This window comes from Hydrogenophaga sp. GW456-12-10-14-TSB4 (genome assembly GCF_059424305.1).
In genome coordinates this window covers 1-20,584 of the sequence record NZ_JBWKZH010000025.1, presented here as the reverse complement: position 1 = coordinate 20,584, position 20,584 = coordinate 1, and the positions used below count along the sequence as shown (strand labels likewise).

Here is a 20,584-nt window from a genome sequence, read left to right as displayed (position 1 = left end):
CGCTTTCAGGCGGTGGTGGCGCGCAGCCGCTGCCAGAGCGTGGCGACCTCGTCATCGACGGGCGCGGCGGGGTGATCCGGTTCGCCCAGCGTCTCCAGCAGGCGCGTCAGCAGCTCCACCCGGGGCAGCACTGGCCCGAAGAACAGCACCCGATCGCCCCGGCCCACCAGCACCGTGGGGAGGGTTTCCACGTCCAGCTCGCCCAGCAGCGCGGCCTCGTCCTCGATGTCCAGCCACCGCCAGCGCCACTGCGGGTGGCTGCGGGCGACCTCGTCCATCACCGGCTGCCAGTCGCGGCAGGTGCCGCACCACTGGGCGCACAGGCTGACGACGTGGAGGGGTTCAGCGGCCAAGCGGTCCCCGGAGCTGTTGCACGTCCAGTGCGCTGACCGGTGGGGCCTGGTTGCCCCACTGGGTGCGCACGTAGGTCAGCACATCGGCCAGTTCCTGGTCGCTGAGCTGCAGCACGAACGGCGGCATGCCGAAGGGGCGTGGGTGCCCCTCGGTGGCCACGCCGAAGCCGCCGTTGAGCACGATCTGCACCAGGTTGGCGGGGGAGGCCATGGTCACCGCGCGGTTGCCGGCCAGGGCCGGGTAGGCCGTGGCGCCCTGGCTGGTGAGGCCTTCGCCCTGCTTGCCATGGCATTGGGCGCAGTGTTGTTCGTAGCGCTGGCTTCCCACGCTGAGCGCGCGGCTGTCGGCGGCGGCGGGCTTGTCGCTGCGCGACGCGGGCGGTTTCGGCAATTGCTGCAGGTAGGTCGCCATGGCTTGCAGGTCCGCGGGTGCCCAGTGCTGGGTGCTGTGCTGAACCACCTCGGCCATGGGGCCTGAGAGCAGCGCGCCGCGGGCGCGGCCGTCCTTGAACAGGGCGACGATCTCGTCGACGGACCAGTCCTGCACGCCGGCTTCCGCGGGGTCGAGCAGCGAGGGCGCGTACCAGCGCTGCATGGGAATCAGCCCGCCGGAGAGACCGAGCATGTCGCCCTGGCCGCCGAGCGCGTCGCGCGGCACGTGGCAGGCGCTGCAGTGGCCCAGGCCGTTGACGAGGTAGGCCCCGCGCAGCATCTCGGGCGTGCGCGCGGCCGAGGCCGGCGGTTCCTCGGGGCCGGCCTTGAAGTACAGCGTGCGCCAGGCCTTGAGCGCGAACTGGGTGTTGTAGGGCCAGCGCATGTCGTGCGGGGGCGCGGGCGCATCCACCGCGGGCAGGCTTCGGAAGTAGGCGTAGAGCGCGTCGCTGTCCTCGCGGGTGATCTGGGTGGTGTTGTTGTACGGGAAGGCCGGGTTGAGCCAGCGGCCGTCCGGGCCCTGGCCGTGGTGCATGGCGCGCCAGAAGTCGTCGGCGCTCCAGGGGCCCAGGCCGCTCTCGCTGGGGGTGAGGTTGCTGCCGTACACGGTGCCGAACGGGGTGGACAGGGCAAAGCCGCCGGCGAACGGCTCGCCGCCGCGCGTGGTATGGCAGGCCTGGCAGTTGCCCACCACGGCGAGGTAGCGGCCGCGCTCGATGGTGTGCGGGTCGCGCAGGTCGGGGGCCGCCGCCGCGGGCGACACGGCGATGGGGCGTGCGGGCCAGGCCAGCCAGGCCAGCACGGCCCCGCCGATCAGCAGCAGCGCGAGGAACGCGCGCAAGGCGATGCGGCTCATGGGCGGCCTCCCTTGGGCGGCATGGCACTGCCGCATTGCAGGGGCAGGGGCGCCGCACCAGGCGCGACGGCGTGGGTGTTCGCCGGCAGGCGCTGGGTGGAGAGCCAGGCGCTCACGGCCGCGATGTCGCGGATGTCCAGGCGCTGGGCGATGTCGGCCATGCAGTCGGGTGCGTGGGCCTTGCGCTGGCCGGTGCGCCAGGCGCCGAGCTGCGCGTTGAGGTAGTCGCGCGGCAGTCCCAGCAGGCCGGGGGTGGCGGGCTGTACGCCGGTGAGGGCGGCGCCATGGCAGGCGACGCAGGCCGGCAGGCGGCGCGCGGCATCGCCGTGCAGGGCCAGCTGTTCGCCGCGTTGCAGTTCCTGCGGCGTGGCCTGCGCCTTGGCCGGTGCGGGGTAGGGCACGTCCATGGCGGCGAAGTGCTCGGCGATTTCCAGCAGGTAGGCGTCGCTCAGCGGATCGACCATCTGCGTCATCAGGCGGTACGTGCGGCGACCCTCGCGGAAATGCAGCAGCTGGTTGTAGAGGTAGCCGGCGGGCTTGCCCGCCAGGCGCGGGTAGTAGCCGTCGGGCGCGGCGCGGCCCTGGTTGCCGTGGCAGGCGGTGCAGGCCAGCATGCGCTGGGCCATGGTGTCTTCGAACGTGGGCGTCTGGGCGGCAGCGGGCAGCAGCACGCAGCCGACGGCCAGCAACAGGGCGGGGCGCCAGCGCCGGTAGGAACGGGAGAAAAAGCTCATGTCGTGGGGAAAGTTGTAGGTGAGAGCGTGGGCAGGTGGTTTCGGTTCCAGTCGGTCGGGCAGGGCAGGCCGGGGGCCAGCGCGGCGGCCACCGGGGCCAGGCGCTGGGGCAGGTCGGGCCCGCCCAGCCATTCGTCTTCGCGGAAGAACACGTTGTCCAGCCTCAGGGCCGCCGCATGGGCTTGTTCGGGCCAGTGTGCCTCAGGTTCGGGCACCACCGACAGACCGTCCTCCTCGCTGCGCAGCAGCACCCAGTGATCCAGCGGTGCGTTCAGGCGCACCGGCGCGACCAGCGAGAAACCGGCCCATTGCAGGTTGGGCACCGGCTGCAGCGCACCGCGCAGCAGCCAGCCGCGGCCGGTGTCGTGTGCGTACAGCGCCTCGAACGTCGGCGCCACGGTCGCCGCGCGCTCGCCACTCAGGAAGTCGGGCAGCCAGTGCTCGCGCAGGGCGACGTTGGGCGACTGCAGCAGCGCCTCGATGGCCAGGCGCTGCGCCCACAACAGCCAGGCCGCGCCGGGGTGGTGTCTGGCCAGCTCGGTCGCACCGTGGGCCAAAACATCGAGCGTTTCGCCCGACCCGCCCAGATGGACGGGCACGCCGCAGCGCAGCAGGCCGCTGTCCACCAGCTCGCGCAGCGCGTCCGGGTCGCGGGGTGTCGTGGGTTTCAGGGGCATGCGGTCATCGTCGTCGAGAAGCATCTGATTCGCAAGATGCAGATTTATTGAAAATATGACAGATCAGATGGGGCAACTGATTCGTTCTGATCCGCCTGCATTGGGCCGCATCTGAGCCGTGGCAGATGCGGCGCAGCGGGCGATACTGGCCCGATGATGTCCCCGCTTTTCCAAGATCGTGGGCCGGGCGCCAGGCGCATGGCCGGGTGGTTGGCTGCCGCTGTGCTGCTGGCCGGCTTGCAATGGCTGGGCGACGCTCTGGTGGCGTTCCTGGGCTGGCCTTTGCCCGGTTCGTTGCTGGGCTTGCTGATGCTGCTCGGCTTGCTGGCGCTGCGCGGCGGCGTGCCGCGCGGCCTGGACGAGGTGACCGCGCCGCTGCTGCGCCACCTCATGCTGTTCCTGATCCCCTCGGTCGCGGCGGTCGGTTTGTACGGCCACCTGCTGTGGCAGCACGCGGCGCTGTTCGCGCTGGCGGCCACGCTGGTCACGGCGTTCACCATCGCCGTCACGGGCTGGACCCTGCGCCGGCTGATGCGCCGCAGCCGGCCATGAGCGCGGCGGCCTGGACGCTGGTGACGCTCGCGGCCTACGCGGCCGCGCTGGGGCTGTACCGGCGCAGCGGCCACCACCTGCTGTGCCTGCCGGTGCTCACCGGCACGGCGCTGGTGCTGGGCGCGCTGGCACTGGCGGGCACCGGCTACCCGGTGTATGCCGAGGCCACGCGCCTGCTGCGCTGGCTCACCGGGCCGGCCATCATCGCGCTGGCCGTGCCGCTGTACCGGCAGGCCGCGCTGTTGCGGCGCCTGGCGCTGCCCTTGCTGGGGGCCTTGCTGGCCGGTTGCCTGGCCTCGGTGCTGGGCACGCTGCTGCTGGCCTGGGGCCTGGGATCCCCGTTGCCTTTTGCCCTGTCGATCGCGCCCAAGGCCGCGACCATGCCGATCGCCATGCAGGCGGTAGAACGGGCAGGGGGGCTGCCGGCGGTCGCGGCCCTGGCCGTGGTGGCCACCGGCGTGCTGGGCACGCTGCTCGCCGGCCCGGTGCTGCGGCTGCTGCGGCTGGACGATGCGACCACGCGCAGCTTCGCGCTGGGTCTGGTGGCGCACGCCATCGGCACCGCGCGCGCCCTGCAGACGCACCCCGGCAGCGTGGCCTTCGCCGCGCTGGCGATGGGCCTGAACGGCGTGTGCACTGCGCTGGTGATCGCGCTGCTGGCGCGCTGGCTGTGAAAGGCCCGGAGATGGGGCCGCTAAGATCGGCCGACCCTTTGCACGATGCCGATCCGATGAGTGGCGCCCGCCTCACCCGCTACCAGCAACTGGCCGAAGAAATCGCCGACGGCATCCGTGCCGGTCTGCTGCGCCCCGGTGAGCGCCTGCCCTCGGTGCGCCAGACCTGCGAACTGCGCGGGGTGAGCCCGTCCACGGTGTTCCAGGCCTATGGGCAGCTGGAGTCGCAGGGTTTGGTGGAGGCGCGCGCCCGGTCCGGCTTCTTCGTTCGCGCCACGCGCCGGCCCGCGCGCTCGGCGCCGCAGGCCGCGCGGCCCAGCGGGGAGGCCACGCCAGTGGCCATCAGCGACCTGGTGTTCGAGCTGCTCGGCTCCACGCGCGACGCCGACGTGGTGCCGCTGGGCTCGGCCTTTCCGGCGCCGCACCTGTTTCCCTTCGATGCGCTGGCGCGCAGCGGCGCGCGCGCCATGCGCCGCTTGCCCGCCGCCCGCATCACCGGCGCGCTGACCGCCGGCGACGAGGGCCTGCGTCAGGCGGTGCGACGGCGCTATGCCCTGCACGGCGTGCCGCTGGCGGCGGACGAACTGGTCATCACCAACGGCGCCATGGAGGCGCTCAACCTGTGCTTGCAGGCCGTGACCCGGCCCGGCGACGTGGTGGTGGTGGAGTCGCCCACCTTCTATGCCGCGCTGCAGGCGCTGGAGCGCCTGCACCTCAAGGCGGTGGAGGTCGCCACCGATCCGCGCGAGGGGGTGGACCTCGACGCCCTGGCCGCGCTGCTGGAACGCCAGCCCGTGGCGGCCTGCTGGTTCATGCCCAGCTTCCAGAACCCGCTGGGCGCGCTGATGCCGCCCGAGCGCAAGCAGGCGCTGGTGGCCCTGCTGGCGCGCCACCGCGTGCCGCTGATCGAGGACGACGTGTACGGCGAGCTGCATGCCGGGGCGCGCCGGCCGCCGCCGGCCAAGGCCTTCGACCGCGAGGGCGGCGTGCTGCACTGTGCCTCGTTTTCCAAGTGCCTCGCGCCGGGTTACCGCGTGGGCTGGGCCGCCGCCGGGCGCTACGCTGCGGCGGTGGAGCGCCTGAAGATGTCGAATTCGCTGGCCACCGCCATCCCGCCCCAGCTCGCGTTGGTGGACTACCTGGCGCAGGGCGGCTACGACCGCCACCTGCGCCGCCTGCGCGAGGCGCTGGCGGGCCAGCAGCAGCACGCGCTGCGCCTGATCGAGCGCCATTTCCCGGCCGGCACGCGCGTCACCCGCCCGCTGGGCGGCTACTTCCTCTGGCTGGAGCTGCCGCCGTCGGTGGATGCCCTCGCGCTGCACCACCGCGCGCGCGAGCGCAACATCAGCACCGCGCCGGGCGTGCTGTTCTCGGCCGACCGGCGATTCACGCACCACCTGCGGCTCAACGTCGGCCACCCCGGCGATCCGCGCTTCGATGCGGCGCTGCGCCTGCTCGGCGAGCTGGCGCAAACCGCCTGAGGGCGGCCAGCGTCGATAATCCCCGGATGTCTTCCCCCAAAGTGCTGTTCGGCTTTCACGCCGTGGGCGTGCGCCTCAAAACCGCGCCGCAATCCATCATCGAGATCTACTACGAGCCGACCCGGCGCGACGCGCGCATGCGCCAGTTCCTGGACAAGGCGCGTGAAGCCAACGCCCGGCTGATCGAGGCCGACGGCCTGCGCATCGCCAAGCTGGCCGGCAGCCACGGCCACCAGGGCGTGGCCGCGCGCGTGGAAGCGGTGGCGCAGGTGCGCTCGCTCGACGACCTGCTCGAACAGCTCGAACCCACCGGCATCCCGCCGCTGCTGCTGGTGCTCGACGGCATCACCGACCCGCACAACCTGGGTGCCTGCCTGCGCGTGGCCGATGGGGCCGGTGCGCACGCCGTGATCGCGCCCAAGGACCACGCCGCTGGCATCAACGCCACCGTGGCCAAGGTGGCCAGCGGCGCGGCCGAGACCATGCCGTACTTCATGGTGACCAACCTCGCGCGCACCCTGGGTGAACTCAAGGAACGCAACATCTGGGTCATCGGCACCAGCGACGACGCGCCCAAGACGCTCTACCAGGTCGATCTCAAGGGCCCGGTGGCGCTCGTGCTCGGCGCCGAAGGCGCAGGCATGCGCCAGCTCACGCGCAAGACCTGCGACGAGCTGGTGAGCATCCCCATGGCCGGCGCGGTCGAGAGCCTGAACGTCTCGGTCGCCAGCGGCGTCTGCCTCTACGAAGCCCTGCGCCAGCGCAGCTGACACCATGGGTGACACGGACGCGGTGCGCGGCTGGGTTCGGGACGCGCGCCACATCGCCGTGCTCACCGGCGCGGGCATGAGCGCCGAATCCGGCGTGCCCACCTTCCGCGACGCACAGACCGGCCTGTGGGCGCACTTCGATCCGCAGGAGCTCGCCACCGAATCCGCCTTCCGGGCCCACCCGCAGCGCGTGTGGGACTGGTACGCCCACCGCCGCGACATGATCCGCGCCGTGTCGCCCAACGCGGGCCACGCGGCGCTCGCGGCTTTCGCGCGGCAGCACCCGGGGCGCCTGACCCTGATCACCCAGAACGTGGACGGCCTGCACCAGCGGGCCGGGAACACCGACGCCCTGGCCTTGCACGGCAGCATCGCCGAGGACCGCTGGCTCGATGCGCCGCGCGCCTGCTGCCGGCCTGACGCCGTCGAAGCAGGGCATCCGCCGCGCTGCCCGGTGTGCGGCAACCTGCGGCGCCCGGCCGTGGTCTGGTTCGGCGAGAACCTGCCGGCCGATGCGCTCGAAGCCGCCGAACACGCGGTGCGCCACTGCGACCTGATGCTGGTGGTGGGCACCTCCGGCGAGGTCTATCCGGCAGCGGGCCTGGCCTTCACGGCCCACCAGAGCGGTGCGCGCGTGGTCATCCTCAACCCCGAGCCGACCCCGCTGGACGTGGTGGCCGAGACCTGCCTGAGGGAGACGGCAGCGGTTTGTCTGCCCGTTTTGCTGGGCTGAGTTCGCCGGCCCATTGAACCGATCTTCCATCCAGGAGCAACGCATGCAAGTCATTCACTGCACCGAGGCGCAGCTCGATGTGCTGTCGATGCTGTTCAACGACTACCGGATCTTCTACGAGCAGGCCAGCGACCTGCCGGGCCTTCATCCAGCAGAACCTCCGGCAGAACCGGTCGAAGATTTTTCTGTTGCTGGACGAGCAAGGTCAGGCGGTCGCGTTCTCACAGCTTTATCCGGCGGTCTGCTCGATCAGCATGCGGCCTTACTACTACCTGTCCGATCTGTACACCACCCCATCCACCCGCAAGAACGGTTATGCACGGCACCTGATGAACCACATCACCGAGCATTTCACCAAGGAGGGCGCGCGGCGTCTCACCCTCGATACCGCGACGACCAACAAGATCGCGCAGGGCCTGTACGAATCCTTGGGCTATCAGCGTGAAGCGGTGTACATCACCTACCACCAGGTGCTGTAGACGCCAGCCTGATCCGTCCACGGTCTTCCGCTGCGCCTGGGGGCCGGTCACAATGGCCACCCACCGACTTCATGGAGACCACCCGTGGCCCACACTGTCCTCGACACATGGCACGACTTGGTGCAGACCCGCAACGCGAAAGGCCTGCGAGATCTGCTGGCCGATGACGTGGTGTTCCATTCGCCGGTCGTGCACACGCCGCAGGCCGGCAGGGCGGTGACGACGCAGTACCTGGCGGCGGCGTTCCAGGTCTTCTTCAATGCCTCGTTCCGCTACGTGCGCGAGGTCGTCGGGCCGCGCGACGCGGTGCTGGAGTTCCAGGTCGAGATCGACGGCATCACCGTCAACGGCGTGGACATGATCCGCTGGAACGACGAGGACCGCATCATCGATTTCAAGGTGATGATCCGCCCGCTCAAGGCCATCAACCTGATCCACCAGAAGATGGCCGCGATGCTGCAGGCCCAGCAGCAATAGCTCAGACCAGCCCCAACGCCCCCAGCAGGCCGCCGGCGCCGATCATCCACAGCAGGTGCATCTTCGTGCGCCACACCAGCACGGTGGTGACGGCGGTGAGCAGCCACAGCGGCCAGTCGCGCGCGGGGTGCTCGTGCGAACCGGTGAGCAGCCAGCCGGTGGCGATCAGCAGCGCGATCACGATCGGCGCCATGCCGGTCTTGAAGGCGCGCACCGCGCGCAGCTCGCGGTTCTGGTGCGCCCAGCGCGTGGCGGTGTAGGTCAGCACCGAGGACGGCAGCAGGATGGCCACCATGGTGACCAGCACACCGAACAGGGCCAGCGCCCAGGCCAGCCAGCCGGCCGAGGGGCCGCCGCCCGCGTTGAGGCCCACGTTCCAGCCCAGCACGGCGACGAACAGCACGTTGGGGCCGGGGGCGGCCTGCGAGATGGCGATGGACGAGGTGAACTGCGCCTCGCTCAGCCAGCCGTTCTGGAGCACGAGGTAGCGGTGCATGTCGGGCGCGGTGGTGATCGCGCCGCCCACGGCCAGCAGCGAGAGCGAGGCGAAGTGGGTGAACAGGTCGAGCCAGTTGGCGGGGGTGGGCAGCATCATGCGCTCAGCCCTGCGCTTTCTTCTGGCGGTCGGCGTCGACGTCGCTCAACACCCGGTAAGCCCACAGGCAGGCCCCCCCGCCGATGCCCAGCAGCACCCACAGCAGCGGCCAGCGCAGCAGGCCGATGGCGACGAAGGTGAGCACGGCCAGAAAGACGCAGACCCCCATGCCCATGGCGTTCTTGTCGAGCGCGCTGATGAGCTTGATGCCGGTGGCCGCGATCAGGCCGGCGGCCACCGCGCCCATGCCGCGCAGCGCGTTCTGGGCCACGGCGCTGTCGGCCACGCTGCCGTAGAGCGCGGCCAGCAGCAGCACCAGGACCATGGGCGCGGTCAGCATGCCGGCCAGCGCCGCCAGGGCACCCGGCAGGCCGAAGTAGCGCCCGCCGATCATCATGGAGAGGTTGACCACGTTGGGGCCCGGCATGATCTGCGCGACGGCCCAGTCTTCCACGAACTGCTCGCGGCTCATCCAGCGCTTTTTCTCCACCAGCTCGCGCTGCACCACCGCCAGCACCCCGCCGAAGCCCTGCAGGGCCAGCCAGGTGAAGGAGACGAACAGGTCGGTTTTCGACTGCGGATGCTGGAGGGGAAGGGTGTCGGGGATGTTCTGGGCGGGCGGCATGCCCGGATTATCGGGCCGTGGTGGACCAGGCCAGTGGCAGGCAGATGTCGGTGAGCAGGTCGGCCGGCGCGGTGTCGCGCGGGTTGTTGAGGTATTCCTCGAACACCGGTGCGTCGCCCACCTCGTGGCCGCTGTCCACCAGCCAGTGGCCGTAGAGCCACTGGTAGGCCGCGCGCATGGTGGCGTAGGGCCCGCGGTGGCGCAGCACGGCACAGGGCCCGCCGCCGACTTCAAAGGCCACCAGGGGCGGCGCCACCTCGGCGCCGTCGGGCACGGACAGGCCGGCGCGCGAGCACAGCTGGCGTTCGGGCACCGCGGACGGGTCGTCGACGTACTCGGCGATCCAGCGCGAGGACGGGCCCACCTGGCCGCGCGCGGCCAGCTGCACATAACTGCGCTCGAACGCCTGGCCGATGCCCATGTAAGAGCCCCGGTGGTCCAGGCCGGCCAGGCGCACGCGAGGGATCGCCCGCACGCTCACCTCGTAACCCGGCGGCACGGCCTGGGCCGCCTGCGCCGCACGGAAGGCCACGTGCTCGCCCTGCTGGCGGTACTGCAGCGGGCTCATGCCGTAGGCCGTGCGGAAGGCGCGCGCGAAAGACTGGGCATTGGGGTAGCCGCAGCGTCGGGCGAGCTGTTCCACCGGCAGGCTGGTGTTGGCCAGGTAACCCGTGGCCTTGTGAAGGCGCAGCCGGCGCACCGTGACCGCGATGGTCTCGCCGTGCAGCGCGTGGTAGACGCGGTGCCAGTGGTAGGGCGAGAGGTGCGCCACCTCGGCCAGGCGGTGCAGGTCCAGGGGCTCGTCGAGGTGGTCGTGCAGGTAGGCGATGACGCGGCCCAGGCGCTGCTGGTAGTCGGTCCAGCCGTGGCCCGGGTTCATGCGCTGGCGCCGGGCCGCAGGCCGATGAGGATGTCGATCTGGCCGTCGGCGCGGTAGCGCTCGCAGTCGGCCACGAAGGTTTTGGGCAGGTCGTCGCGCTGCCAGACCGCCTGCCACGCAGGGCCCACCTGGTCGAACCGCCCGGCGGGCACGGGGAACACCGCGCGCGGCGCGGCCGGCAGCATCGCGTGGCTCATGCCCGGCGGCACGGGCTGCGCGCTGTCCACCGGCGCGCCGATGATGAGCGAGTAGATGCCCTGGTTGTTCACGCCCGCGTTCTCGAAGTGCGTGTAGACCGCGTACACCTCGTCGGAAAGCTTGCCCGGGATGCGAGCGAGCACGCCTTCTTCGGTGAAGCGCTGCCAGTGCGAGGGGATGGTCCGCATGGCCTCGTCGTTGGAGGTTCTGAGTTCGATGCCGATGATGCGCAGGGCGCGGTCTTGCTGTTCGAGGTGCATGGAAGGCTCCTGAGTGGGATGGATCAAGGCCTTCAATCTAGCCGCGTCGGGCTGACATTTCTTGCGGAGTTGCGGGGCCAGCCTTCACAGCTCCAGCTCCCAGGTCTCGCCCACCAGGTCCTTGCCGTAGCCGTGGTGCGCTTCGCTGTGCACGAGTGAGAAGCCGCGCTTGGCGTAGATGGCGCGCGCGGCGCTCAGGATGCTGTTGGTCCACAGCACCATCTTGCGGTAGCCCTTGGCGCGCGCGAAGGCCAGGCATTCGTCGGTGAGGCGGCCGCCCAGGCCCAGGCCGCGCGCGGCGGGGCTGAGGATGAGCAGGCGCAACTGGGCCTCGGTCTCGCTCTTGCGCACCACGAACACCGAGCCCACGCGCTCGCCGTCGAGTTCGGCGATCCAGCCGCGTTCCCAGGCCGGGTCGTGCTGCCGGATCATGCCGGCCGCGATCTCGGCGACCAGGGCCTCGAATTCGCTGTTCCAGCCGTACTCGCGGGCGTAGATCTCGCCGTGCTGCTGCACCACCCAGCCCATGTCGCCCGGGCGCACGTCGCGCAGCACCACGGTGCGGGAGGTGGGGGCGCGGTCCGGGTCGAGCAGGCCCTGGGCGCGGGCGAGCGCGGCCACCAGGGCCTGTCGCTGGTCGGGCGCCAGCGGGGCCAGCAGGTGGGCGGCTTCGTCGCGCGAACGCTGCTGCAGGGGCTCGAAGGCGGCGCGGCCTTCGGGGGTCAGTCCCAGCGCGTGTTGGCGGGCGTCCGTGGGCAAGGGGGTGCGCGTGATCCAGCCGGCGTCGGTGAAGCGGCGCACGATGCGGCTGAGGTAGCCGGCGTCGAGCACCAGGCGGCGCCCGAGCTCGCTGGCGGTGCAGGGCGCGTGATGCGCCAGCTCGTACAGCACGCGCACCTCGGTGAGCGAAAACGCGCTGCCGAGGTAGGGGTCGAGCAGGCCGGTGCGCTGGGTGTAGAAGCGGTTGAAGGCGCGCAGCGCGCGCACCTGGGTGGGATCAACGGGGAGGGCCATGACCCCGATTCTGGGTCATTTATTTGACTTTGGCAATAAAATGATTGAGTCAGTCAGCTTAAGGCTGCTTCCAGCATCGCCCGCACCCGCTCCCGGGTGAGCGGCTTGGTGACGAACCCCTGGATGAGCGGCATCTGGCTGGCGCGCTTCTGATCCTGCGCGGCGTCGGACGAGGTCAGCATCATCACCAGCAGGGTGGGTTTGTCCTGCAGCAGCGGCTGCGCCAGGCGCGCGAACTCGAAGCCGTCCATCTGCGGCATGTTGATGTCCAGGAACAGGCAGGTGGGGGCGGTCAGCGGGTCGCAGCCCAGGAAGTCCAGCGCCTCGGCGCCGCTCTCGAACACAAGCACCTCGCCCGTGAAGCCTGCGCGGCGGATCATGATCTCGTGGTAGACGTTGTCGGCCTCGTTGTCGTCCACCAGGATGAAGCGTTGCGGTATGGCCATGGGGTGCCTCAGGACGGTGCGGCGTTCGCCACCGGCAGGTGCAGCGTGAAGCGGCTGCCTTCGCCCGGCACCGACTGCACGGAAAGGTGGCCACCGTGCAGCGCCGCGATGCGCCGGCAGATCGGCAGGCCCAGGCCGGAGCCGGCGTGCGTCTTGTGCGGCTGCAGGCGCTTGAAGAGGTCGAAGATGATGGCCTGGTGTTCGGGGGCGATGCCCAGGCCGTTGTCGTGCACGTGGATCTGGTCGAAGCCCTGTTCGCGCGTCGCGCTGATCCGCACGTGGGGCGGCACGCCGGGCTGGGCGAAGGCCAGGCCGTTGGATACCAGGTTCTGCAGCACCATGCGCAGCAGGGCGGCGTCGGCTTTCACCATGGGGAGCGCGTCGCATTGCAACCGGCCCTGGGTGCGCGCCAGCGCGTCGCCGAGGTCGTCGCCCACCTGGGCGACCACCGCCATGACCTCCACGGGCGCCCTGTCGAGCGGGTGGCGGTCCAGGCGCACGTACTTCAACAGGCTGTCGAGCAGGCAGGCCATGCGCTGGCCGCCTGCGCGCACGAAACCGAGGTAACGCCGCGCCTCGGGCGCGAGGTCCTGCTGGTGGTCGGCCTCCAGCAGCGAGGTGAAGTTGTTGATGGCGTTGATGGGCTCGCGCAGGTCGTGCGACAGGATGTGGATGAAGCGCTCCTGTTCCAGCGTCTTCTTTTCAAGCTGGACGATGGTCTCGCCAAGCTGGCGTTCCTTGTTCTTGAGTTCCTGGATGTCGCGCCCGCGCATGACCACGCCGCTGACCTGGCCGTCCGCGCCGCGCACGGGCAGCAGGGCGATCTCCATGTGCCGGCTGCCGGCGACCTTGAAATGCGAGACGCGCTGGTAGATCACGGTCTCGCCGGCCATGGCGCGCTCCATTTTCGAGCCCACCATGTTGTTGTAGTTGGCCTCTCCCAGGCGCTCCTTCACGGTCAGGCCGATGACCTCGCTGCGCGTGCTGCCGATGTAGTTCAGGTAGGTCTGGTTGACGTGGCGGTAGACACCGTCGGCGTCGATGTAGGCCTGCAGGTCCAGCCCGGCCGCGGCCATGGCCGTGAGTTCCTCGTGCGCCCGCTGGGCCTCGTTGGCGGTGCGCCGGGCTTCGAGCTGGCGCGCCCGCTCGTGTTCGAGCAGGGTGGCCACCAGGGCCGAGAGGCGGCTCAGGGCGTCCAGTTGCACCGAATGCAGCGTGCGCGCCATCTGGTCGACGACGCACACCGTGCCCAGCGCGAAACCGTCGCTGGTGACGATGGGCGCGCCGGCGTAGAAGCGCACGTTGGTGGGGCCGGTCACCAGCGGGTTGCACTGGAAGCGGGCGTCCTGGCTCATGTCCTCCACCACCATGACGTGCTCGGGGTCCAGGATGGCGTGCGTGCAGAACGCCACTTCGCGTGGGGTTTCGCTCACGTCCACGCCGACGCGGGACTTGAACCACTGCCGGTCGCGGTCGATGAGGGTGATGAGCGCCACCGGCGTGCCGCAGATCACCTGGGCCAGCGCCGAGATGTCGTCAAACGCTTTCTGGGGCAGGGTGTCGAGCACGCCCAGGCCGCGCAACCGGGCCAGGCGTTGTTCCTCGTTGGAGGGAAGGGGGGCAGTCTGCATGCGGGCCGGAACGGGACGGGACGGAGCAAGGGCCCGATGATTGCACACCGGCCGGCTTGTGTCTGCAGGGCGCGACGCGGCATCCGGCGGCACCGGGCAGTACCGCACGCGATTCCGTCACGCTGGGGCCGTTGGCGTCAGACGCTCATGCCACCCGAGACTTCGATCACGGCGCCGTTGATGTAGCTGGCCTCGTCGCTGGCCAGGAAGGCGTAGACGTTGGCGATCTCTTCCGGGCGGCCCAGGCGGTGCAGCGGCACCCGGTGTTCCATCTCGGCGATGACCTTGGCCGGGATGGTGTCCAGGATGGGCGTGGCGATGAAGCCGGGGGCCACCGCGTTCACGCGCACGCCCTTGGGGCCGAGTTCGCGGCTCCAGGTCTTGGTGAAGCCGATCACGCCGAACTTGCTCGCGGCGTAGTTGGTCTGTCCGAAGTTGCCGTAGATCCCGACCACCGACGAGGCGTTGAGGATCACGCCGCCGCCTTGCGCCGTCATGGTGTCGGCCACGGCCTGGGCGCAATGGAACACGCCGCGCAGGTTGACGTCGATCACGCGGTCGAACTGCTCCGGCGTCATCTTCTGCAGCCGGGCGTCCTGCGTGATGCCGGCGTTGTTCACCAGCACGTCGATGCGGCCGAAGCGCGCCTTCACCTGGGCCACCACCGCATCGACCATCTCACGCTGGGTCACGTCCATCACGAAGCCCAGGGCGGTGGCACCGAGCGCCTCGCATTGCTGCACCGCGCTGTCCACGGCGGCCTGCTTCACGTCGCAGACGATGACCGTGGCGCCTTCGCGGGCGAACTTGAGCGCGGTGGCCAGGCCGATGCCTTGGGCTGCGCCGGTGACGAGGCTGATTTTTCCTTCGAGTCGTTTCATGTCTCAGTAAACAGGTTGGTGTTGTCGGATCGCATTGCGGGTCGCCTCGTCGAGCGCGAAGCCCGCGCCGTGGTGCGCCGCCAGCTCAGCGCAGCGCCGCTCGAAGGCGTCGATGCCCATGCCGTAGATGAACTGCAGCGCGCCGCCCGTCCAGGCCGGGAAGCCGATGCCGAAGATCGAGCCGATGTTGCCGTCGTGCACGGTGGTGAGCACGCCTTCGGCCAGGCAGCGCGCCGTTTCCACCGACTGGCGGAAGATCAGGCGGTCCTTGACGTCCTGCAGGTTCCAGGCGGTGCCGGGCTGCTCGAAGCGGGCCTTGAGCTCGGGCCAGAGCTGCTTCTTCTGGCCCGCCGGGTAGTCGTAGAAGCCGCCGCCGCCAGCCCGGCCGGGCCGCTTGAATTCCTTGACCATGCGCTCGACCAGCAGCTCGCCCGGCGTGGCGGTGTAGCGGCGGCCTTCCTTCTCGAAATCGGCGCGGGTCTGGTCCATCACGTGCACCGAGAGCGAGAGCGCGGTCTCGTCCAGCACCGCCAGTGGCCCGACGGGCATGCCGGCCTGCATGGCGGCGTTCTCGATCACCGGCGCGGGAATGCCTTCGCCCAGCATGGCCGCGCCTTCCATGACGAAGGTGCCGAAGGTGCGGCTGGTGTAGAAGCCGCGCGAGTCGTTGACCACGATGGGCAGCTTGCCCAGGGCCTGCACGTAGTCGAAGGCGCGCGCGATGGTCTCGTCGTCGGTCTCCTTGCCGCGGATGATCTCCACCAGCTTCATCTTGTCCACCGGGCTGAAGAAGTGGATGCCGACGAAGCGCTGCGGCCGGCTGCTGGCCTGCGCCAGGCCGGAGATTGGCAGGGTGGAGGTGTTGCTGGCGAAGAAGCCGCCGGCGGCCAGCATGGGCTCGGTTTCCTTGGTGACGGCGGCCTTGAGCTCGCGGTTCTCGAACACCGCTTCGATGATGAGGTCGCAACCCTTGAGGTCGCTCGGGTGGTCGGTGGGCAGGATGCGGTCGAGCAGCTCGCGCTGGTCGTAGGGGCTCATGCGGCCCTGGTCCACGCGGGTCTGGGTGAGCTTGAAGCTGTAGGACTTGCCGCGTTCGGCGGTCTCGATGCTCACGTCCTCCAGCACGGTGTGGATGCCCCGGCCGGCCTGCACGTAGGCGATGCCCGCGCCCATCATGCCGGCGCCGAGCACGCCCACCTTTTTCGGCTTGTAGCGCGAGATCCCCTTGGGGCGCGACTGGCCGCTCTTGATGGCGTTGAGGTTGAAGAAGAACGTGTTGATCATGTTCTTCGCCACCGGGCTCACGATGAGCTTGGCCAGGTAGCGGCTTTCGATGCGCAGCGCGGTGTCGAAGTCCACCATGGCGCCTTCGGCCATGGCAGCGAGCGCAGCCTCGGGCGCGGGGTAGAGCCCGCGCGTCTTCTGCTTGAGCATGGCCGGCGCCACGGTGAGCATGCCCGCGACCTTGGGGTTGCTCGGTGTGCCGCCAGGGATCTTGTGGTCCTTGGTGTCCCAGGGCTGGCGCGACTGCGGGTGCGCCGCGATCCAGTCCAGCGCGGCGTTGCGCAGCGCATGGGCCACGTCGCCCTCGGGCGAGACCAGCTCATGCACCAGGCCGAGCTCCTGCGCTTCGCGCGGGTTGAACAGCTTGCTCTCCAGGATGTAAGGCTGCGCGCCCATCAGGCCGAGCAGGCGCACCATCTTCGTGATGCCGCTGGCGCCGGGAATGAGGCCCAGCGTGATCTCGGGCAGGCCGAGCTGGATCTTGGGGTCGTTCACCGCAACGCGGTGGTGGCCGACCAGCGCCACCTCCCAGCCGCCGCCCAGCGCCGTGCCGTTGATGCAGCTCACCACCGGCACGCCCAGGGTCTCCAGCGTGCGGAAGTTCTTCTTGGTCTGCTCGATTTCGGCGAACACGCGCGGCGCGTCGCCGGGCTGCAGGCGCATCGTGCCCTTGAGGTCGGCGCCGGCGAAGAAGGTGCTCTTGGCCGAGGCCAGGATGATGCCCTTGATGTCGGCGCAGTCGTGCATGACTTGCGCGGTGACCTCGGTGAGGTCGCGCTGCCAGTCGGCGCACATGGTGTTGACGGGGGAACCCTCTTCGTCGAAGGTGATGGTGGCGATGCCGTCGGCGAGTTCGTAGCGGATGGTTTTCATCGTTTCGCTTTCAAGTGTCTTCCTGTCCAGAAACACCGCGGAACCGGCTTTGCCGGGCCGCTGGTGTTGCCCCCTCCCAGGGGGTGACGCGCTGAAGGCGCGGCGCGGGGGTGGGTCGTCAGACCCTTTCGACGATCGTGGCGATGCCCATGCCGCCGCCCACGCACAACGTGGCGAGGCCGTAGCGCAGCTGGCGGCGGTGCAGCTCGTCGATCAGCGTGCCCAGGATCATGGCGCCGGTGGCGCCCAGCGGATGGCCCAGGGCGATCGCGCCGCCGTTCACGTTCACCTTCTCATGGGGCACACCCATCTCCTTCATGAACTTCATGGGCACCGCCGCGAAGGCCTCGTTGACCTCGAACAGGTCGATCTGGTCGATGGACAGACCGGCCTTCGCCAGCGCCTTGCGCGCCGCCGGCATGGGGCCGGTCAGCATGATGGTGGGGTCGGCGCCCGAGAGCGCCACCGAGACAATGCGCGCGCGCGGCGTGAGCCCGTGCGCCTTGCCCGCGCCTTCGCTGCCGATCAGCACGGCGGTCGCGCCGTCGACGATGCCCGAGGAGTTGCCTGCATGGTGCACGTGGTGGATGCGCTCGACCTGCGGGTAGCGCTGCAGCGCCACGGCATCGAAGCCCATGCCGCCCAGGTGCTCGAACGCAGGCTTGAGCGAGGCCAGGCCGTCCATCGTGGTTTGCGGTTTGATGAACTCGTCTTCTTCCAGGATGGTCTGGCCCAGGAAGTCGGTGACGGGCACCACCGAGCCCTTGAAGTGGCCGGCCGCGCGCGCCGCCGCGGCGCGCTTCTGCGACTCGAGGGCGAAGGCGTCCACGTCCTCGCGCGTGAAGCCTTCGAGCGTGGCGATCAGGTCGGCGCCCACGCCCTGCGGCACGAACAGCGTCTCGCTGTTGGTTTGAGGATCCTGCGCCCAGGCGCCGCCGTCGGAGCCGATGGGCACGCGGCTCATGCTCTCCACGCCGCCGGCCACCACCAGGTCTTCCCAGCCGCTTCGGACTTTCATCGCCGCCATGTTCACGGCCTCCAGGCCGGAAGCGCAGAAGCGGTTGAGCTGCACCCCCGAGCAGCGCCAGTCCCAGCCGGCCTTGAGCGCGGCCACCTTGGCGATCACCGAACCCTGTTCGCCGATGGGCGAGACCACGCCCATGACCACGTCGTCCACCGCACCGGTGTCGAAGCCGTTGCGCTGCTGCAGTTGGGTGAGCACGCCCGCCAGCAGGTCGATCGGCTTGACCTCGTGCAGGCTGCCGTCTTTCTTGCCCTTGCCGCGCGGCGTGCGCACGGCATCGAATACGAATGCTTCGCTCATGGTGTCTCCTGGGGGAAGGCGGATGCCGCGAATCAGTATAGACTTTTGCCAAGCATTTGCTTTCTGTAATTCTCAGCCACAGTCTGATAGGTGACACCATGATCGAACGCACCCTGTTCAACGCCGACCACGAGGCCTTTCGGGACAGTTTCCGCAAGTTCGTGGAGAAGGAGATCGCGCCGCACCACGAGGCCTGGGAAGAGCAGGGCTATGTGGACCGAGCGGTCTGGAGCAAGGCGGGCGAGAACGGCTTTCTCTGCATGACGCTGCCCGAGGCCTATGGCGGCTCGGAGGCGGACAAGCTGTACTCGGTGGTGCAGATGGAGGAGATCGCGCGCAGCGGTTTCAGCGGCATCGGTTTCGGCCTGCACAGCGAGATCGTGGCGCCGTACATCCTGCACTACGGCACCGAGGAGCAGAAGAAGAAATACCTGCCCCGGCTCGCCACAGGCGAGATGGTCGGCGCGATCGCGATGAGCGAACCCGCCGCCGGCAGCGACCTGCAGGGGGTCAAGAGCACCGCCATCCAGCAGCCTGACGGCAGCTACCTGCTCAATGGCAGCAAGACCTTCATCACCAACGGCTGGCACGCCGACCTGGTGATCGTGGTCGCCAAGACCGACCCGGGCGCGGGCGCCAAAGGCACCAGCCTGCTGCTGGTCGAGCGCGGCATGCCGGGCTTCGAGAAGGGCAAGCGCCTGAAGAAGCTGGGCATGAAGGCGCAGGACACCTCCGAGCTGTTCTTCGACAACGTGAAGGTGCCGGCCGAGAACCTGCTGGGCGGGCCGGCCATGGAAGGCCGGGGCTTCATCTGCCTCATGGAACAACTGCCCTGGGAGCGGCTGCAGATCGCCATTGGCGCGGTGGCCTCGGCCCAGGCCGCGATCGACTGGACGGTGCAGTACACCAAGGACCGCAAGGTCTTCGGCCAGGCCGTGGCCCAGTACCAGAACACGCGCTACACGCTGGCCGAGCTGCAGACCGAGGTGCAGGTGGCGCGCGTGTTCGTCGACAAGTGCTGCGAGCTGATCGTGGACGGCAAGCTCGACACCGCGACCGCCAGCATGGCCAAGTACTGGTGCTCCGACCTGCAGTGCAAGGTGATGGACGAGTGCCTGCAACTGCACGGCGGCTACGGCTACATGTGGGAATACCCCATCACCCGCGCGTATGCCGATGCGCGCGTGCAGCGCATCTACGGCGGCACGAACGAGATCATGAAAGAGGTGATCTCGCGCGGGATGGGGCTGGGCGGGCGCTGAGCCGCAGGCCCCGCTAGAGCGAGATCGTCTGCTTCAGCGGGACGCCCTCGGGCGCCTCGTGGTCCGCCAGCAGCCAGGCGCGGCCGGGGTGGTCGGCGGCGTCCTGCAGCAGCCCGCGCAGGAAGCGGATCGAGGGCGCGTCGAGCGCGGCGAAGGGCTGGTCGATCAGGGTGAGCGGCGTGCCCGACGCGAACGCCGCGGTGAGCCAGACCTTGCGCCGGCTGCCGGTGGACAGCATGTACATCGGCTTGGCCAGGTGCGGCCCCAGGCCGAAACCCTGCACCAGCTCGTCCATGGCCTCGGCGTTGAAGTTCGGGTAGTGGTGGCTCAGGCTGTCCAGGTAGCCCTTGGCCGCCAGCGCGTCGTGCGCCTCGGTCTGCGGATCGATCCAGAACACCTGGTGGCGGTAGGCGTCGTGCCGTTCATCGAGGTGGATGCCGTGGATGGCGAGCGAGCCGGCGTCGGCGTTCTGGGCCCCGGCCAGCAGCCGCAGCAGCGTGCTCTTGCCGCTGCCGTCGTCGCCGCGCACCAGGCTGACGCCGGGCGGGATGTCGAAGGACAGCCCATTGAACAGCGGCGGTTCGGACCAGCCGAACCGCAGGCCCTTGACGTGGAGGACGGGTTCTTCCGGATCGGCGTTCATCTCAGTACCCGATGGAGTAGCGCAAGCCGTTGTGGTTGAGCACCGCGCTGCGCTGGCCGATGGTCTCCAGCTTGAAGCCGGGAGCGATTTCCTGGCCCTCCTGCAGCACCTTGCCGTTGACGATCAGCATGCGCAGCGCCGGGTTCTTGGAGTAGGTCGAGCCGCTCACGTTCACGGCCGGCAGTTGCGCACGGGCTTCGGGGGACAGCTCAGCGAAGCTGCGCACGGGCGCGGCGTTGGCCTCCGGGGCGGCGGGCGCGGCAGGGGCTGCCGCCTTGGCCGGTGCGGTCGGTGCCGCAGGGGCCGGCTCGGCAGCCGGCGCAGGCGCAGGGGGTGCACTGGCCGCGGGCCGTTTGGGCGGCGGTGTTTCCACGCGGGGTGGCGCCAGGATGGGCTGCACCGGTTCGGGCGCCGGTGCGGCCACGCTGGGTGCGGGGGCCGGCGGGGGTG

24 protein-coding genes are annotated in these 20,584 nt (G+C 69.8%); 8 read left to right on the top strand and 16 right to left on the bottom strand.

Going from position 1 to position 20,584, the window contains the following annotated elements; translation table 11 throughout:
- Window positions 1–5: 5 nt before the first annotated feature.
- The 4 genes from AC07ZS_RS13960 to AC07ZS_RS13945 are packed head-to-tail and all read right to left on the bottom strand — an operon-like array spanning window position 6 to window position 3,052.
- On the bottom strand, window positions 6–353 hold the full coding sequence (locus AC07ZS_RS13960) for a thioredoxin family protein (RefSeq protein ID WP_494799143.1): 348 nt from the start codon (window positions 351–353) through the stop codon (window positions 6–8).
- On the bottom strand, window positions 343–1,641 hold the full coding sequence (locus AC07ZS_RS13955) for a c-type cytochrome (RefSeq protein ID WP_494799142.1): 1,299 nt from the start codon (window positions 1,639–1,641) through the stop codon (window positions 343–345). Before AC07ZS_RS13955 ends, AC07ZS_RS13960 begins: the two co-directional genes overlap by 11 nt.
- The gene (locus tag AC07ZS_RS13950; RefSeq protein ID WP_494799141.1) at window positions 1,638–2,375 is read right to left on the bottom strand and encodes a c-type cytochrome; all 738 of its coding nucleotides are present in this window, start codon (window positions 2,373–2,375) and stop codon (window positions 1,638–1,640) included. The genes AC07ZS_RS13955 and AC07ZS_RS13950 overlap by 4 nt, the downstream gene beginning before the upstream one ends.
- Window positions 2,372–3,052, bottom strand: a complete 681-nt coding sequence (locus tag AC07ZS_RS13945) for an acyl-CoA dehydrogenase family protein (RefSeq protein ID WP_494799140.1) — start codon at window positions 3,050–3,052, stop codon at window positions 2,372–2,374. Before AC07ZS_RS13945 ends, AC07ZS_RS13950 begins: the two co-directional genes overlap by 4 nt.
- 198 nt (window positions 3,053–3,250) lie before the next feature.
- Here AC07ZS_RS13945 and AC07ZS_RS13940 point away from each other — a divergent pair, with 198 nt between their 5' ends.
- The 7 genes from AC07ZS_RS13940 (at window position 3,251) to AC07ZS_RS13910 (ending at window position 8,218) form a co-directional block, all read left to right on the top strand.
- A complete protein-coding gene (locus AC07ZS_RS13940; protein WP_494799139.1) occupies window positions 3,251–3,604 on the top strand; it encodes a CidA/LrgA family protein in 354 nt (117 codons plus the stop codon).
- Complete coding sequence (locus AC07ZS_RS13935; protein ID WP_494799138.1) at window positions 3,601–4,278, top strand: LrgB family protein; 678 nt, start codon at window positions 3,601–3,603, stop codon at window positions 4,276–4,278. The genes AC07ZS_RS13940 and AC07ZS_RS13935 overlap by 4 nt, the downstream gene beginning before the upstream one ends.
- Before the next feature lie 56 nt (window positions 4,279–4,334).
- Complete coding sequence (locus AC07ZS_RS13930; protein WP_494799137.1) at window positions 4,335–5,759, top strand: aminotransferase-like domain-containing protein; 1,425 nt, start codon at window positions 4,335–4,337, stop codon at window positions 5,757–5,759.
- A gap of 26 nt (window positions 5,760–5,785) precedes the next feature.
- Entirely contained in the window at window positions 5,786–6,529 is a 744-nt protein-coding gene (gene rlmB, locus AC07ZS_RS13925) for a 23S rRNA (guanosine(2251)-2'-O)-methyltransferase RlmB (RefSeq protein ID WP_291113339.1), read from the top strand.
- Window positions 6,530–6,533: 4 nt separating this feature from the next.
- On the top strand, window positions 6,534–7,262 hold the full coding sequence (locus tag AC07ZS_RS13920; RefSeq protein WP_494799136.1) for an SIR2 family NAD-dependent protein deacylase: 729 nt from the start codon (window positions 6,534–6,536) through the stop codon (window positions 7,260–7,262).
- 188 nt (window positions 7,263–7,450) lie between these two features.
- The gene (locus AC07ZS_RS13915; protein WP_494799135.1) at window positions 7,451–7,741 is read left to right on the top strand and encodes a GNAT family N-acetyltransferase; all 291 of its coding nucleotides are present in this window, start codon (window positions 7,451–7,453) and stop codon (window positions 7,739–7,741) included.
- Between the two features lie 84 nt (window positions 7,742–7,825).
- A complete protein-coding gene (locus tag AC07ZS_RS13910) occupies window positions 7,826–8,218 on the top strand; it encodes a nuclear transport factor 2 family protein (protein WP_494799134.1) in 393 nt (130 codons plus the stop codon).
- A gap of 1 nt (window position 8,219) precedes the next feature.
- Here the strand turns inward: AC07ZS_RS13910 and AC07ZS_RS13905 are convergent, their stop codons facing one another.
- The 10 genes from AC07ZS_RS13905 to AC07ZS_RS13860 all read right to left on the bottom strand — a co-directional run bounded on the left by AC07ZS_RS13905 (window position 8,220) and on the right by AC07ZS_RS13860 (window position 18,229).
- Window positions 8,220–8,813 carry a chromate transporter gene (locus tag AC07ZS_RS13905; protein ID WP_494799133.1) on the bottom strand — a complete coding sequence of 198 codons (594 nt, stop codon included), beginning with the start codon at window positions 8,811–8,813 and terminating at the stop codon, window positions 8,220–8,222.
- Between the two features lie 4 nt (window positions 8,814–8,817).
- Window positions 8,818–9,438 carry a chromate transporter gene (locus AC07ZS_RS13900; protein WP_494799132.1) on the bottom strand — a complete coding sequence of 207 codons (621 nt, stop codon included), beginning with the start codon at window positions 9,436–9,438 and terminating at the stop codon, window positions 8,818–8,820.
- Window positions 9,439–9,445: 7 nt separating this feature from the next.
- Window positions 9,446–10,318 (bottom strand): AraC family transcriptional regulator, encoded by an 873-nt coding sequence (locus AC07ZS_RS13895; protein ID WP_494799131.1) that lies wholly within the window; start codon window positions 10,316–10,318, stop codon window positions 9,446–9,448.
- A complete protein-coding gene (locus AC07ZS_RS13890; RefSeq protein ID WP_494799130.1) occupies window positions 10,315–10,776 on the bottom strand; it encodes a GyrI-like domain-containing protein in 462 nt (153 codons plus the stop codon). The genes AC07ZS_RS13895 and AC07ZS_RS13890 overlap by 4 nt, the downstream gene beginning before the upstream one ends.
- Before the next feature lie 84 nt (window positions 10,777–10,860).
- Window positions 10,861–11,790, bottom strand: coding sequence for a bifunctional helix-turn-helix transcriptional regulator/GNAT family N-acetyltransferase (locus AC07ZS_RS13885; RefSeq protein WP_494799129.1), 930 nt, complete (start codon window positions 11,788–11,790; stop codon window positions 10,861–10,863).
- A gap of 53 nt (window positions 11,791–11,843) precedes the next feature.
- Window positions 11,844–12,236 (bottom strand): response regulator, encoded by a 393-nt coding sequence (locus AC07ZS_RS13880; protein WP_494799128.1) that lies wholly within the window; start codon window positions 12,234–12,236, stop codon window positions 11,844–11,846.
- A gap of 8 nt (window positions 12,237–12,244) precedes the next feature.
- Window positions 12,245–13,867, bottom strand: a complete 1,623-nt coding sequence (locus tag AC07ZS_RS13875) for a sensor histidine kinase (RefSeq protein ID WP_494799127.1) — start codon at window positions 13,865–13,867, stop codon at window positions 12,245–12,247.
- Window positions 13,868–14,004: 137 nt separating this feature from the next.
- Window positions 14,005–14,748, bottom strand: a complete 744-nt coding sequence (gene fabG / locus AC07ZS_RS13870) for a 3-oxoacyl-ACP reductase FabG (RefSeq protein ID WP_494799126.1) — start codon at window positions 14,746–14,748, stop codon at window positions 14,005–14,007.
- A 3-nt stretch (window positions 14,749–14,751) separates the two neighbouring features.
- Window positions 14,752–16,905 (bottom strand): 3-hydroxyacyl-CoA dehydrogenase NAD-binding domain-containing protein, encoded by a 2,154-nt coding sequence (locus tag AC07ZS_RS13865; protein WP_494799125.1) that lies wholly within the window; start codon window positions 16,903–16,905, stop codon window positions 14,752–14,754.
- Between the two features lie 118 nt (window positions 16,906–17,023).
- Entirely contained in the window at window positions 17,024–18,229 is a 1,206-nt protein-coding gene (locus AC07ZS_RS13860) for an acetyl-CoA C-acetyltransferase (RefSeq protein ID WP_494799124.1), read from the bottom strand.
- A 98-nt stretch (window positions 18,230–18,327) separates the two neighbouring features.
- Between AC07ZS_RS13860 and AC07ZS_RS13855 the strand changes: the two genes are divergently transcribed.
- Window positions 18,328–19,491 carry an acyl-CoA dehydrogenase family protein gene (locus tag AC07ZS_RS13855; protein WP_494799123.1) on the top strand — a complete coding sequence of 388 codons (1,164 nt, stop codon included), beginning with the start codon at window positions 18,328–18,330 and terminating at the stop codon, window positions 19,489–19,491.
- A 13-nt stretch (window positions 19,492–19,504) separates the two neighbouring features.
- Here the strand turns inward: AC07ZS_RS13855 and AC07ZS_RS13850 are convergent, their stop codons facing one another.
- Window positions 19,505–20,134, bottom strand: a complete 630-nt coding sequence (locus AC07ZS_RS13850; RefSeq protein WP_494799122.1) for an ABC transporter ATP-binding protein — start codon at window positions 20,132–20,134, stop codon at window positions 19,505–19,507.
- Window position 20,135: 1 nt separating this feature from the next.
- On the bottom strand, window positions 20,136–20,584 hold a 449-nt coding region (locus tag AC07ZS_RS13845; protein ID WP_494799121.1), incomplete at its 5' end, for a general secretion pathway protein GspB.

What these genes read in the sequence shown, in the direction of transcription:
- AC07ZS_RS13865 (WP_494799125.1), bottom strand. Translation starts at nt 16,905, where the DNA reads ATGAAAACCATCCGCTACGAACTCGCCGACGGCATCGCCACCATCACC.
- AC07ZS_RS13895 (WP_494799131.1), bottom strand. Translation starts at nt 10,318, where the DNA reads ATGAACCCGGGCCACGGCTGGACCGACTACCAGCAGCGCCTGGGCCGC.
- AC07ZS_RS13940 (WP_494799139.1), top strand. Translation starts at nt 3,251, where the DNA reads ATGGCCGGGTGGTTGGCTGCCGCTGTGCTGCTGGCCGGCTTGCAATGG.
- AC07ZS_RS13880 (WP_494799128.1), bottom strand. Translation starts at nt 12,236, where the DNA reads ATGGCCATACCGCAACGCTTCATCCTGGTGGACGACAACGAGGCCGAC.
- rlmB (WP_291113339.1), top strand. Translation starts at nt 5,786, where the DNA reads ATGTCTTCCCCCAAAGTGCTGTTCGGCTTTCACGCCGTGGGCGTGCGC.
- AC07ZS_RS13875 (WP_494799127.1), bottom strand. Translation starts at nt 13,867, where the DNA reads ATGCAGACTGCCCCCCTTCCCTCCAACGAGGAACAACGCCTGGCCCGG.
- AC07ZS_RS13955 (WP_494799142.1), bottom strand. Translation starts at nt 1,641, where the DNA reads ATGAGCCGCATCGCCTTGCGCGCGTTCCTCGCGCTGCTGCTGATCGGC.
- AC07ZS_RS13945 (WP_494799140.1), bottom strand. Translation starts at nt 3,052, where the DNA reads ATGCCCCTGAAACCCACGACACCCCGCGACCCGGACGCGCTGCGCGAG.
- fabG (WP_494799126.1), bottom strand. Translation starts at nt 14,748, where the DNA reads ATGAAACGACTCGAAGGAAAAATCAGCCTCGTCACCGGCGCAGCCCAA.
- AC07ZS_RS13920 (WP_494799136.1), top strand. Translation starts at nt 6,534, where the DNA reads ATGGGTGACACGGACGCGGTGCGCGGCTGGGTTCGGGACGCGCGCCAC.
- AC07ZS_RS13850 (WP_494799122.1), bottom strand. Translation starts at nt 20,134, where the DNA reads ATGAACGCCGATCCGGAAGAACCCGTCCTCCACGTCAAGGGCCTGCGG.
- AC07ZS_RS13935 (WP_494799138.1), top strand. Translation starts at nt 3,601, where the DNA reads ATGAGCGCGGCGGCCTGGACGCTGGTGACGCTCGCGGCCTACGCGGCC.
- AC07ZS_RS13890 (WP_494799130.1), bottom strand. Translation starts at nt 10,776, where the DNA reads ATGCACCTCGAACAGCAAGACCGCGCCCTGCGCATCATCGGCATCGAA.
- AC07ZS_RS13950 (WP_494799141.1), bottom strand. Translation starts at nt 2,375, where the DNA reads ATGAGCTTTTTCTCCCGTTCCTACCGGCGCTGGCGCCCCGCCCTGTTG.
- AC07ZS_RS13900 (WP_494799132.1), bottom strand. Translation starts at nt 9,438, where the DNA reads ATGCCGCCCGCCCAGAACATCCCCGACACCCTTCCCCTCCAGCATCCG.
- AC07ZS_RS13855 (WP_494799123.1), top strand. Translation starts at nt 18,328, where the DNA reads ATGATCGAACGCACCCTGTTCAACGCCGACCACGAGGCCTTTCGGGAC.
- AC07ZS_RS13860 (WP_494799124.1), bottom strand. Translation starts at nt 18,229, where the DNA reads ATGAGCGAAGCATTCGTATTCGATGCCGTGCGCACGCCGCGCGGCAAG.
- AC07ZS_RS13930 (WP_494799137.1), top strand. Translation starts at nt 4,335, where the DNA reads ATGAGTGGCGCCCGCCTCACCCGCTACCAGCAACTGGCCGAAGAAATC.
- AC07ZS_RS13885 (WP_494799129.1), bottom strand. Translation starts at nt 11,790, where the DNA reads ATGGCCCTCCCCGTTGATCCCACCCAGGTGCGCGCGCTGCGCGCCTTC.
- AC07ZS_RS13905 (WP_494799133.1), bottom strand. Translation starts at nt 8,813, where the DNA reads ATGATGCTGCCCACCCCCGCCAACTGGCTCGACCTGTTCACCCACTTC.